At 39.5% G+C, this 14429-nt stretch carries 6 protein-coding genes; all 6 read right to left on the reverse strand.

Features of this window, described 5'->3' with window-relative positions:
- The coding region (locus tag M1F55_RS03835) for a sialic acid-binding adhesin (RefSeq protein ID WP_247947301.1) at window positions 1-3833 on the reverse strand (3833 nt) is incomplete at its 3' end.
- A 321-nt stretch (window positions 3834-4154) separates the two neighbouring features.
- Window positions 4155-10136, reverse strand: a complete 5982-nt coding sequence (locus M1F55_RS03840) for a ZmpA/ZmpB/ZmpC family metallo-endopeptidase (protein ID WP_247947302.1) — start codon at window positions 10134-10136, stop codon at window positions 4155-4157.
- A gap of 2 nt (window positions 10137-10138) precedes the next feature.
- The gene (locus M1F55_RS03845; RefSeq protein WP_247947303.1) at window positions 10139-10702 is read right to left on the reverse strand and encodes a TIGR01440 family protein; all 564 of its coding nucleotides are present in this window, start codon (window positions 10700-10702) and stop codon (window positions 10139-10141) included.
- A 114-nt stretch (window positions 10703-10816) separates the two neighbouring features.
- Window positions 10817-12508 carry a cache domain-containing sensor histidine kinase gene (locus M1F55_RS03850; protein ID WP_247947304.1) on the reverse strand — a complete coding sequence of 564 codons (1692 nt, stop codon included), beginning with the start codon at window positions 12506-12508 and terminating at the stop codon, window positions 10817-10819.
- Entirely contained in the window at window positions 12505-13242 is a 738-nt protein-coding gene (locus M1F55_RS03855) for a response regulator transcription factor (RefSeq protein ID WP_247947305.1), read from the reverse strand. Before M1F55_RS03855 ends, M1F55_RS03850 begins: the two co-directional genes overlap by 4 nt.
- A 70-nt stretch (window positions 13243-13312) precedes the next feature.
- Complete coding sequence (gene msrB / locus M1F55_RS03860; RefSeq protein WP_000998569.1) at window positions 13313-14425, reverse strand: peptide-methionine (R)-S-oxide reductase MsrB; 1113 nt, start codon at window positions 14423-14425, stop codon at window positions 13313-13315.
- Window positions 14426-14429: the final 4 nt, after the last annotated feature.

The raw sequence follows: 14429 nt of genomic DNA on the forward strand, positions 1-14429 counted from the left end.
TTCGCCGCAGTTTTTTCTTCGTCTGTTAAGTCATTGTTGGCATCAATCGCGTCGTTCTTAGCTTTCAATGCGTCATCGATGGCTTTCTTAGCTGCTGGTTTGGCTACCGGAGTTGGAGTCACCGAATCTACTGATGTTGCTCCGTCGTTTTTAGCTTGCGTTACTGCATCATTTGTTGTCGCCTTGTCGATTGCTTGCTTCGCTGCGTCAGATTTGGCTTTTGCATCAGCTTTCGCCGCAGTTTTTTCTTCGTCTGTTAAGTCATTGTTGGCATCAATCGCGTCGTTCTTAGCTTTCAATGCGTCATCAATTGCTTGTTTTGCAGCTGGTTTGACTACCGGCGTTGGAGTCACCGAATCTACTGATGTTGCCCCAGCGTTTTTAGCTTGAGTTACTGCATCGTTTGTTGTCGCGTTGTCGATCGCTTGTTTCGCTGCGTCGGCTTTGGCTTTCGCATCTTCCTTAGCTTTGGCTTTTTCTTCAGCCGTTAAATCGTTATTGGAATCAATCGCGTCATTCTTTGCTTTCAATGCGTCATCGATGGCTTGTTTTGCAGCTGGTTTAGCTGTTGGTGTTGGAGTGACTGAAGATATACTTGTCGCTCCGTCATTTTTAGCTTGTTCTACCGCTGCGTTTGTTGTTGCGCTATCGATTGCTTGTTTAGCTGCATCGGCTTTGGCTTTGGCGTCTTCCTTAGCTTTGGCTTTCTCTTCAGCAGTCAAATCGTTATTGGCATCAATCACATCGTTCTTAGCTTTCAATGCGTCATCGATGGCTTGTTTTGCAGCTGGTTTGGCTACCGGCGTTGGAGTCACCGAATCTACTGATATTGCCCCAGCGTTTTTAGCTTGAGTTACTGCATCGTTTGTTGTCGCGTTGTCGATGGCTTGCTTTGCTACATCTGCTTTGGATTTTGCGTCTTCCTTAGCTTTGGATTTTTCTTCAGCAGTCAAATCGTTATTGGCATCAATCTCTGCTTCTTTTGCTTTTAACGCTTCATCAACTGCATTTTTTGCGTCAGTTTTCTTTTGGCTTGCTTGCGGATTAACGCTTTCTACATCAGCAACGCCTGTAGTTTTCGCATTATCTACTGTTGAGTTTGTTGTTGCAGTATCAATATTATTTTTAGCCGCTGTTGCTCTTGCTTGTGCATCTGCTTTTGCTGCTTCTTTTTCTTCAGTTGTTAAATCATTTCTTGCATCAAGTTGTGCTACTTTCGCTTTCAGCGCGTCTTCGATTGCTTTCTTAGCCGCTGGTTTCGCTACCGCTGTTGGCATTACTGAACTTACACTTGTTGTTCCTGCCGTTTGGGCTGAGTCCACTGCTACGTTTGTTGTTGCATTATCGATTGCTGTTTTTGCTGCATTCGCTTTTGCCTGTGCATCTGCTTTTGCTGCATTCTTCTCTTCTGTCGTTAAGTCGTCATTCGCATCGATGGCTGCTTCTTTCGCTCTTAAAGCTGAGTCAATAGCTGCTTTTGCCGTATTTTTCTTCGTTACTACAGGATTATCATTGCTAATCGCTGTTGTCCCAGATGTTTTGGCATTATCTAATGCTGCTTTTGTCGTTACCGAGTTATCATTAATTGCTGTTAAAGCTTTCGCCTTATCGGCATTAACTTTTTCGATTGCAGCTGCTTTTTCTTCTGCAGTTGCGTTTGTATTAGCATTAATCTCTGCAATTTTATCTTCAGCAGCCTTGTTAACCGCATCAATTGCAGGTTGTTTATTTAAACTTGTGAATTCTGATAAAGGTTTTGTATCAGTTGAACCATCTTTATAGGTCACAACAAGATTTCCATTAGCATCTTTTGTAATCGTAGAAATTCTTGTCGCCTGATTGTCTACAGCTTGTCCTCTCTTGCTAGTAAAATTAGCATCATCGTTAGTTTGAGAGTATTCAATTTTTACTTTTTCTTTAATTTTTTCAAATTCTTCTGCAGTTACATTCGCTGGATCTACTACACTAACTGTTCCTTCTGGAGTCTTAATATCATATTTAGTAGTTTGATTTTTTACAACAAACTCAACATAACCTTCAATTTTTTGACGTTCTGCAGGATTAGTAGTTGCATTAATTCTTCCGTTAAAAGGTGCACTTTCTCCATTGTTGTCATCTTTTGCAACGATAACACTTGTCCATTTTTTCCCAGCAGTTAAATTCGTTGTTCCAGTCATTTTAATGGTTGCTGTCTTCTTATCTTCAGAAACAGAACCTGCTCCGCTTGTTACTGCGCTATCAACAATATTTCCTACTGCTAAACCAAAACTAGTTGCATTATTATAGTTAATGTCACCAGGGCCACGAAGTTTTAGGTCCTTAATCTTAGACTCATCCGTTGCAGTAAATGTTAGGTCTGTCTCTTCTCCAGAATAGATATAAATATTTCTGTTCGCTTCGTTTGAATACGGTAGATTAACAACCGGTGGAACATTTTTTTGTACAATTTCACTTACTGGTTTCGTCTTCGTAGAACCATCTGTAAATGTAACAACAATATTATTCCCAACGATATTAACCGATTGAATAACATCCTCTGGGTGTTCTACTAAAGTTCCACGTCTATCAGCAAATCGTGCATCTTCGTTTGTTGTTGAATATTCTAATTGAATACTATCTTTGATTTTCTTTAAATCTTCTGCTGTAGGATTTGTCAAACTAGTTACAGAAATCTTTTCATCTGTAGGTTGAGATCTTAAGGCGTATTTTTTTGCTTGAGATTTTAATACTAAGTAGAAATATCCTGGATCCGTTATATCCATACCTTTTTTAAGATTTTCTCTACCTTGGTCATCAACTACTTGAACATAACGAGTACCAACATTTAATGTTTGGTTTTCTTGTTTTGTGTAATCTCTGTTCTTTTTTAATATATCATTTGGACGACCTGTAATGACGATTTTCGCAGGATTTGCTTGACTCGCCTCCGATGTTACCCCTGCCGTTTCAGCACGATTTATTACAGTAGCTGTAAATCCAAATTCAACATCCAAGTCATTATCTGTACCTGCAACATTAGGGAATCTTTGTCTAGATCCTTTCTTAATCGTTGCATAGCGAATTTTTCCAGTTTCAGAATAAACTGGAATTTCTAATGAAAAATGCTCTTCGTTATAGATATAGATTTTCTTCTCATCTGGTATGGAGAATGTAAAGTCTACCTTTGGATCTTGATTGACAGCTGCACGGAATGTTGTATCCTTTTCAATTTCACTTCCATTACGCGGATCATTGGCACCAGTATTTTCAATCGCATTTGATTCTGATGGTTTCTCAGTATTCTCAGCTTTGATACCAACTGTTTCTTTACCCTCAGTAGTATCTGTTGAAACAATTTCTTTTTTCTCAACCGGCTTATTTCGTAATTTTGAGTTAACAGTAGTAACCAGTTTTTGATAGGCACTCGTCAATTCTTCTTGACTGCTTGCGCTCGCTAAAGTTGCTTTGGCATTAGCTAACTCAGCAGCTAGACTCGCTACACTTTCCTCAGTCTTATTAGCGTAAGCTCCACTTGAAATCTTACCTTCAATTTCACCAATATAATTTGCAAGTTGACTTTTATCTAGTTCTGGTTTAGTAATTTTCGGCTCACTAATTTTGGACTCACTCTGTTTTTCAGTCTTATCCCCACCTTCTTTAGCCAACTCTACTTTACTAGAAGACTCTTCAGTTACTTTCAATTGATCCGCTGCAACTGCTCCATTTCCTAAAAACATTAAAAAGGCAGCAACCGCTACACTCGCTGCACCAAAACTATATTTACGAATGGAGAAACGCATGATTTTTTCTTTTCTCTGATTCTCAAGGGACTTATCAGAAAGCTTGTTCTTCATTTATAATATTTCCTTTTCTCTTATCTATGTACACATTATATCATATTGAATTTTATGCGTATTTACAAATTACTTTATATTTCATTTTATAATTTTTAAACTATTTTTGCAAGTTGTTTGAACTCGAACAGAATCCATAAAACAAAGCCCTGCCTGACATTTCATTTACTTTTTGAAAATCTATTTTCTAGTATTTTAGTTATAAATATATTCAATAATTATGCTTGTAAATGAACAGTCAATCACTACATAAATAAAAAGGAGAAGACATACTTGCCTCTCCTTTTTGAGATTAAGTCAGTCCCTTCAGGACTAACAAAATTATTTAAAGATTGAAGTTTTAAAGCTATTTGTTTGTTGAAGAAGTTTCTTGAAGATTTTCTCTTTAAGTGATACGGTATTATCAAATTTAACTGAGCCATTTTTAAGAGTAGCTTTATCTTTATCAACAGCTGCAGCAAATGCATTCTTCAAGTCATCGTAACTACTATATGTAGTGCCGTCAATTGTAACTGGGTTAAATCCTGCTTTCGCTTTATCAACAACTTCTTTGAAGTATTCTTTCTTCCAATCTTCTAGAGTATTAAATTTACCATCAGAAACTTTCTTAATGATGAAGTCATCTCCTAGAGTAGCATGACCTGCTTGTTTAGACTCATTTTTCAGCATGTTAGAAGCATAATTTAGGAAGCCTTTTTCATATCCAAAGTAACCCCACATACGGAAGGTGTTATGTTTGAATGACATTGCTCCTGGAGCTCCTTCACTCGTATTACCACCATAGATACCAGCAGTGATAGGCACAGTTACATAGGCAGAGCCAAATCCAGTTGGATCATACTGACCATTACCAGGACCGTGCTTGGTCATGAAGTTTTTCTCTACTAAGTCGTTAACAGATGTTAAATTATATTCTTTTTCTTCTGCATTTAAATCTCTAACGTTGTCGTATTGGTTCTTCGTATTAGCTCCACGAAGTTGCTTATCTACTTTCTTGAACCAAGCGTTGTTTAGTTCTTTACTGCCTTTATCAATTACAGCTTCTCCTTCAAGGTAATCAAGAAGCATAAGCGTATCATTGAAACCTTTCATGTAATGATCGATTTCTGCACGAGATGCAAGGTCGTTTGGATTTGTGTTGTACCATTGGTTTCCATCGTTTGGACGTTCGTATGCCATGTTTAATCCCAGTGCTTTAAAGTCACCGTTTGGACTTGTTTCAGCAGGTGATTGTAACATACCTTGTGCAAATGCCTCTAGGTCAGTACCTTCACGGTGTCTAGAACCACCTAAGTAAACCATGCGGTCATTTACGTGAGTCGTTTCGTGAGTGAAGGCTGAGATACCAAAGTCACTAATCATATCAGTAACCATGAAGAAGACTGAATCATCCTTATAAGGGTTACCGTAAATACGAGCTACAGCTCCCATACGCCAGTCAGTTGCATGATAACGACCTGTTGGCCCGTATAATTCACGGATAGGCGCTACATCCTTACCACTATTCGTATATCCATATTTATCTGTGCTGATTCCTTTATAGTTTTGGTTATCAAGTACTGGTGTTGGCACCATGTTATTGCTCTTAAGCAGCTGGTTGCGAACTTTATCCAATGATAGACGAGACCAGAAATCTAGGTAATTTTGTTGACCTTTAGCAACTTTATTGATTTCAGCTTTGAATGCTTCACGTTCGGCTTCAGTATTCTTACCGTATTTCTCAAATGAACTGTATGCCATAGTGTTATATGTTGAGATTAAGAACATATGCGCATCTTTTAAGTTAAGAAGTGGTAAAATCATCTTACCGTGAACATCGTTGTTTAATCCTTCGTATGCTCTGTGTTTCTTATCAGCAAATTCAGGAGTTGTTGTTTTAGGTTCAACGATATATACATTATCTTTAGTAGCTTTTATGAACCAATCGTTTAAGTCTGTGTCACTTGTGAATAGACGCATATTATAGTCTAAGAAACTGTTTAACTCACCTATACCAATAACTCCACCGATCGTTTCGCGATAAGCTTCTAAAGTTCTATCACCTTTAATGTTACTTTCTTTAGAACCAACCTTAATCAAGAAGTCTAACACATTTACATTCTTACCATAGAAGTCAGGTTTGAATAGCATTAATTCTTTAATATTAAAGTCATCGAATTTAACTCCGTAGTAACGGTTGAGGTAAGACAAACCAAGAAGAACTGCGGCCTTATTGTCATCGATTTTCTTAATCAAGGCACGTTTTGCAGCTTCATCAGTGTTAAGCTGGTGATCTTCATTTTCAACTAACTTCGTAACGAATTTATTAAGATTATCTTTAACATACTTGAAGCTTTCTTCTAAGTACAAATCTTTAATTGCATTGACTTTGTTGCCACCAGTTCTACCCAAGTGTTGGTAAATCGGCTCAGATTGTAATTCTACTGGACTTAACTTGCTTTCGATAGCACTGATTAAATCTGTACGATCTTTAACCACCATATTTGGTGTATAAACGACTTCACCAAGCTCAGCGACACTGTATTCTTTCACTTGTTTCACTTTAGATTCTTTCGGTAAAATTGTTAAGATTTCTTTTGTCTTATCTGCGTAGTGAACCATAATATGGTCAGCATCTGTAAGGTCTGTGACAAAGTCATTGCCTTTCATTGCAGTTACAGACAATACTTCTTTCGTTAACAAGTTTGAACCTTCTGCAAGCTTGTTCCCTTGGTTAACAATCCATTCTTTGTTGTAGAACGGTTGAAGTTTTTCAATATTACGGTATGCAAGCTCACGAGAAGCATTGTAGTCATCGATGTTTTTGTATTGATCAGCTTTACTTACAATATTGTTCAGTTTATCTTCAATAGGAAGTGTGCTTTCGAATTTATCAGCAGTGATTCCCATTTTAGCAATTAATTCATCAGCTTTTTCTTTAGTTATGCTAGGAATTTTTTTAGAATTAGTATAAGTTGTTTTACCTTCACTTACACCCTCAACACTGTAGTTGCGCTTCGTTCTAGAGTATGTAAAGTAATCATCAGCATCAATATCAGAATGACCAAAGACCATTTCACCAGTCTTAACTTTCATCATAGTGATGTTATCTTCTATAGCCCCTAGTGCCCAGTTAGTCCCTAGCAGTCCACCAGACATAACGGCTTCTTTGAGTTCAATAGAGCCTTTTGCTACAGAGTTTCGAAGAGTACCTTCTTTACCTAAAGTATTGTTGTTGCCACCGTTTTGAGATGAATATACAATTCCGGCAGCTTTAGCTTTGTTACCTGTGATTTCAGCATCAACATAAGCTTTTTCTACAATACCTTTCCAGTTTTCACCGACGATACCTGTTAAGTAACCACCTCGATTTCCAGCAGCGTGTACTTTACCGATAAATGCAACGTTACTTAATTTTCCACTACCATCAATTTTATTGATAACACCAGATACATCATTATTACCAACAACGTTACCTGTTACTTTAATGTTCTCTACAGTCGCATTATTTTTGATAACATTCGCTAGCGGTGCAATCCTATCAGTCCCTGGCATGTCGATATTTACATTTTCAAGTAGTAAATCTTTAACAGTACCACCGACAATATCACCGAATAAAGGTCTGTTCATATTGCTAATGGTAAATTTATTACCGTCAGTGCTTGTCAATGTTCCTTTGAAAGCATTAGTAACATAAGATTTTCCTGCTGGTTTAACGTTAGCAGCATTGATATTGCTACCAAGCTTAAATGTACCAGTCGGGTCTTTTTGAATAGCTTTTACAAGGTCGTCAAAGCTATAATATACATCACCTTCGTGTGTTTTTTGTTTTTCAAAGTAATGAACATACTCTTCGTTCAGTGTGTTGTCAGCATTCCGTTGAATCAAATCAGGTGCTTTGGCAGTAACTTTGTATAAAGTTTTTCCGTCTTTTTCTACTTCTTCAATCTTGTCAACAGCCAGTCTTGTTATTTTATTGTCATGAGTGGTCACTCGTAAATAAAGTGGAGCAACATCAGCTGGTTTTTCTGTCAGTAAACTAGTATCTGTTTCATTACCATCAGCGTCCACACTCATCAAGCTTGTTTCTTTGATGTTTTTGATTTCAACTTTTTTGAGGTCAATTCTTAGCGGTTCTTCCTTCAGAACCTCTTCCTCATCACCCTCACCACGGTCATAAACCATCTTCGTTTCAAGTTTATAATCCTTGTAGTACTGTAAATCTGTTAAATTAGCAGTTAGGTCTTCTGGCGAAACATTCAAAGTTTTGACAATCTCATCACCTTTTTTCAGAGTTAGGGTGATAGATTTAATGACTGCCTTACTTGGATTTTCTAGACTATACTTAACATCTGAAGTACGTTTCAAATCCTTAGGTTCAACTGCTGTGATGGTCAATACTGGCTTTTCAAAGTTCTTAGTACCACGTTTCAAAATTTTGTCTTGAGGTGCCTCAAGGATTTCCTCTGTAACTTTTGGAGCGTCCTCTGTTTTAACTCCCTTAATGGTATTAAAGGTCTTGGTGATTTTTTTCTGGCCTTCTTTTCCTTCTTGAGCTACAACTTCTAAGCCTTTTTTCAGTTGGTCATCTTCTTTAACAACTTCCTTAAATGGAATCTTTTCAAGACTTTCTTCTACAAGAGTTCCTTCAATTGGTTTTATCCCACGACTTACCTGTTGGTTTACAGGCTCCTTGGCAACTTCTGTGCTAGTTGAAAGAACTTGGTCAGTTTTAACACCTTCTACTGTTTTATAAGTTGTTTTAGTAACTTGACTACCTTTTTCTCCATTTCTTACGACAGTTTCTTCGTCCGTATACTTAGTTGGATCCTCAGTCGTTTCAGTTTTGTAGTCTAGGTCTGTAGTCGATGTTTCAACAAGGGTTCCCTCAGTTACTTTGTACTCAGGTAACGGTTCTTGTACAAGAGCTTGACCTGCTTTGCCTTCCTCTTGTGTACCTTTTACTTCAACTGGAGCCTCTGGCAATTCTGGCTGTGTTAGAGCTTGTCCTGCCTTACCTTCTTCTTGAGTTCCTTTTGCTTCTACTGGAGCCTCTGGCAATTCTGGTTGTGTTAAGGATTGACCTTCTTTACCTTCTTCTTGGGTTCCTTTTGCTTCAACTGGAGCCTCTGGAAGTTCTGGTTGTGTTAGAGCTTGGCCCTCTTTACCTGGTTCTTGAGTCCCTTTTGCTTCTACTGGAGCCTCTGGCAATTCAGGTTGTGTTAAGGCTTGGCCAGTTTTACCTTCCTCTTGCGTCCCTTTAGCTACTTGATGAGTTGGTTCAGCTTGTGGGGTTGGAGTTGGAGCAGGTTGCACCTCTTTCTTCGTTCCGACTGCAATCACTTGTGACACAGGATTTTGAACCACTTGGTCTTCGATAACTTCTCTAACTTCTTGACCATTAACCATTGATACTTTGGTTACAAGGCGGCGCTGACCATTTACTCCGGCTGTGACGATACGAGTCTGTCCTTCTGCTAGATTCTCATCTGGGCTTGTGACCGTTTCAAACGGAATCTCTACCAAGCTCTCTTCCTGTCTAGTTTGAGGCTTCTCAGAAACTGGTTTTTCTTCAACAGCAGGAGCAACTGGAGTTTGTTCCACAGGTTTTTCAACAACAGTTTCTGTCGCAACAGTCGGTGTTTCTTGAACTACTTCTGTTTTCTCGATTTCTTTTGAACTTTGCTTTTCTACTGGCAACTGAGGCTTCTCAGCTGAAGCTATTCTTGATGGATGGAGTTCGGCTTCCTTGAAGTATCCAATGTATTCATAGCCATCAATGTGGATAATCCCTTCAGCCAAACCTTCATGTGTAGAGGCTGAAATAGTTTGGTTATAAGAAAGTAATTCTTTATTTTCAAATGCAAATGTCCCGTAAGGTACAAAGGTGCTAGCTCCTAAAGAACCAATCAGAAGAACACCTAGAACCTCTCTACGACCTTTTTTGGACACCAAAAAGACTGCTAGCGAAGCTGTTGCCAAACCAAGACCTGCCAAAGCTAGTTCCTTACTTCCTGTGTAGGGAAGTTGTTGACTGTTAACTGCCTTCTTACGATAAACTACATAAAGAATATCATCATCTTGAAATTCTGTAGGAACCTCATGGTGAATCAGGGCTTTTTCAGACTCAGTCAATTCCTGCTCCGCCAAATAACGGTAATGAACACTATGAGCACCGCCAACTTCATTGGCTTGAACCTTATCTACTGAGAGGGCACTGGCACCAAAAAGGAAGGCTCCGATGGCTACAGGACCTACCCCAACAGTTAGCTTACGAATTGAATATTTTGTGATTTTTTCTAGTTGCTGTTTTGTTTTTCTCATTTTCACGACTTTCTAATAGAATCTTGAGGATAATGCGCACGCGCACCTCCAATTAATTTTGGACGACTTGCAAGAGCCGTTACATGGGCATGCCCAATCTCTCTCAAAAGAGGGCGAATCGGAACCTGAACATGCTTGACATGCATGCCAATTGCAGTGTCTCCGATATCCAATCCAGCATGAGCCTTGATAAATTCAACCTCAACTGGATCCTGCATCAACTTGAAGGCTGCCAATTGACCCGAACCTCCTGCATGGAGAGTAGGAAGGACACTAACTATTTCCAGACCAAACTGTTCAGCCACCTGACGTTCAACGACGAGGGCCCGATTGACATGTTCACAACCTTGAACGGCTAGATGAATTCCTTGTTCCTCTAGGATATCTAGGATGGTCTTCACAATGATTTCCCCAATTTCTTGGCTGGATTCCTTGCCAATCTGACCACCTATCACTTCACTAGAAGAAAGGCCCAAAACAAAGATAGATCCTTGCTTCAAATTGGCCTTTTCTAATACATCTTTTACAATCTGGCTTGTTTCTCTTTGAATGTCTTTTTCCTTCATACTTGATACCTCTTTTGTCATTATCTATCATATCGTTTTTTCTACGTTTTAGCAAGATAGACAACCTAGAATGCTTGCCCAATTACGCATAAAACTCCCAGAATTGACTGGGAGTTAGCTAGTTTCTATTCTATTTATGTATATTTCAACTGTCGTCCCTTTTGAGGGAATAGAATCAATCTTCATTTGGTAATCTTCTCCAAAGTGAAGTTTGAGTCGCTGATCAACATTTTGAAGACCAACTCCCCCACGTTTGAGTTGACTTTGACTACTATCGCTAGCATCTTGGAAACCAACCCCATCATCCTCAATGCGGATGACTAGTCCTGAATCCTGTTTCTGAACAGAAACTTTAATATGACCCTGACCTTCTTTTTCCTTAATGCCATGGTAAAGGGCATTTTCTACCAAGGGTTGTAACACCAACTTGGGCAAGACTAAATTATCAAAGGCAGGATTTTCATCAATCTCATATTCCAGCTTATCTCCATAGCGTTGTTTCTGGATAAAGAGATACTGGCGGACATGATTGATTTCGTCAGACAGGCAAATCAAATCTTTACCCTGATTTAGCGCTAAGCGGAAATAGGTCGCCAAGGACTTGGTCACCTGAACTACTCTCTGACTGTCCTGAAATTCAGCCATCCAAATGATGGTGTCCAAGGTATTATAGAGGAAATGCGGATTAATCTGGCTTGATAGAGCTTGAAGTTGGTACTGACGGGTCGTTTCTTCCTGCCTGCGAATAGCTACCATCAGCTGATCAACCTGATCCAACATGGCATTGAACTGGCGAGTCACCTCTCTCAATTCATAAGCACCCGCTTCTTTGGCACGAAGATTCTGATTACCAGAAGCAATTTCCAGCATAGTTTCTCTCAAATCCTTCAAAGGAGCAATCCAGCGTTTAAGACTAAACCACACCAAGCAGAGACAAGCAAGAAGAGATGTGAAACTGGCTCCAAGCAAGGTCCACATGAGTTGACTCCTAACCTGGTCTAACTTCTCCAACGAAGACACGCCAAGCACCGTCCAATCAGTTCCAGCAATCCTTTCCTGACTGACATAGGACTTGTGATCTGGAGTATAGCCCTGCCCTGTATCAATATAGGGTTTCATGGCCTCCATTTCGCTAGACGAACTATAAACTGTGTGTTGAGGATGGTAAACAAATTCATGATTTTCATTGATAATAAAGGCAAAGCCCTGCTGACCCAACTGAAGTTGATTTAGATAGGCTTCCAGAGTTTCATAAGAAATATCCAAACGAAGCACACCCAGATTAGCTCCCTTTGCATCAACAAGTTCCTGAGTGACAGAAATGACCCACTGGCTATCTGATTTACGAGCTGGTGTCAAAACTGGCATGGCTCCCTGATGAATGGCCTTTTGGTACCAATCCTCAGCCATCATATCAGAAGAAGTTTTCATCTGCACACTGTCATCTGTAGAAATGACCTGACCGGATTTGGTGACCAGTACAACAGCTTTCAAATCTTGGTCTGACTTTAAAATGGTCAAAAACAAATCTCGAATTCCCTTGACCTTTTCTTGACTGGGATTCTCAGCATAGGTTAGGACATCTGCCTGCTGGGTCAAACTGGTCGAGGTGGTTTCTAATTTTTTGATATAAGACTGGATAAAGTGGCTAGTCTGACTGATAGTCGTTTGGCTATTGCCTTCAATAGTAGCCTCAATGGCTGAAGAACTAGATTGATAGTAGAAAGTCCCAACCAGAGCTAGGAGAATGAGAAAGACCAGAAAGATGGAAATAACCATTCTGACTAGGAGAGAAGAACGCTTCATCGGCCTTCTCCCTTCTTAAACTGACGAGGTGTCACACCTGCAATCTGTTTAAAACGTTGGGTAAAATAGTTCATATCTTCAAAACCAACTTTCTCTGCGATCTCATAAATCTTCATATCTGTAGTTAAAAGCAAGAGCTTGGCTTGTTTGACACGTTCTCTCACCAGATAATCCTGAAAAGGTAGGCCCAACTCTTTCTTAATCAAAGAACTCAGATAAGTCGGACTAAAGCCCAAGTCATTTGCTAAAGACTTTAAACTAAACTGGCTATCAGCCAGATGGGACTGGATTTTCTGAGCCATATTTCCCTCAAACTTATCAGTCAATAGATCTTGTAGCTGCTCTTCTTTCTCTTCTTTGTCCAACTTTTGCTTGATTTTCCCCAACATTTCCTCGATATCCTGACGAGAAAAGGGCTTGAGTAGGTAATCATCCACACCTAGTTTGACAGCAGACAAGGCATAATCAAAATCATCGTAGCCTGTTAAAAAGACCAAATGCACCTGAGGATAGGTTTCTCGGACCAGACTGGCCAACTGGATCCCATTTAGCTGAGGCATGTTGATATCGGTTAAAATAATATCTGGCACCTGCTTTTGTATCAATTCCCAAGCCTGCCTTCCATTTTCAGCTTGACCGATGATTTCCATATCGTAGACTGCTACATTGACCAGCTTGGTCAATCCTTGTCTTACCAGATATTCATCTTCTACGATTAAGATTGTATAGGTCATGCTTCTCTCCTTTGTCACTTACTAGTATCAGTATAGCAAAATTCTCCTCTAACTGCTTAGGAAAGCCCTCTTAATCAACATAATCTAGTAAATAAGCGTAGCCTTTTTCTTCCATTTGGTCTTTGGGAATAAAGCGGATAGAGAGACTATTGATACAGTAGCGCAAGCCACCCTTGTCCTGTGGGCCGTCCGTAAAGACATGGCCAAGGTGAGAATCTCCAACTCGGCTTCGCACTTCCATGCGTGTCATATTGTAAGACTTATCTTCCTTGTAGGTGGCAACATCTGGACTGATGGGTTGGGTAAAACTAGGCCAGCCACAACCAGACTCAAACTTATCCTTTGATGAAAAGAGAGGTTCACCAGTTGCTACATCCACATAGATACCAGATTCAAATTTATCCCAGTAACGGTTTGAAAAAGCTCGTTCTGTTTGATTTTTCTGGGTGACTGCATACTCCTCAGGTGACAAGGTCTTTTTCAATTCCTCATCACTTGGTTTGGGATATTTGCTGGCATCGATGACGGGATAGGCCGCCTGATTGACATTGATATGGCAGTAGCCATTTGGATTTTTCTTGAGATAGTCTTGGTGGTAATCCTCAGCCACTACAAAATTTTTCAAGGTCTCCTTTTCAACTGCTAGAGGTTGATCGTATTTCTTAGCCACCTCATCAAAGACTTGGTTAATCACCTCTAAATCCTTGTCATCTGTGTAATAAACACCAGTACGGTACTGGGTTCCCACATCATTTCCTTGTTTATTTTTGCTAGTTGGATTGATAATGCGGAAATAGTGAAGCAGGATTTCTTTAAGAGAAATTTGATTAGCATCATAGGTAACATGAACAGTCTCCGCATGACCTGTTTGGTTAATCAATTCGTACTTGGTTGTTTCCCCTCTACCATTCGCATAGCCTGATACGGCATCTGTCACTCCAGGAACGCGTGAGAAATATTCCTCAACTCCCCAGAAACAACCTCCAGCCAGATAAATTTCGTGCAAATCTGCATCTTTACTCACTTCTGTTTTTTTCACTGTTTTTCCTCCTTGGCTAACTGATGCTTTCTCAATTTGCGAGCTATCCGTCTGCCCTGCATTTCGCATCAATAGAAAATAGAAACCGCTTATGGCTAGGAAAAAGATTCCTGCCAAGACAAACAATTTTACTTTATCATTCATGACC

It is taken from the genome of Streptococcus mitis, assembly GCF_023109235.1.
Lineage (GTDB): Bacteria > Bacillota > Bacilli > Lactobacillales > Streptococcaceae > Streptococcus > Streptococcus mitis_DA.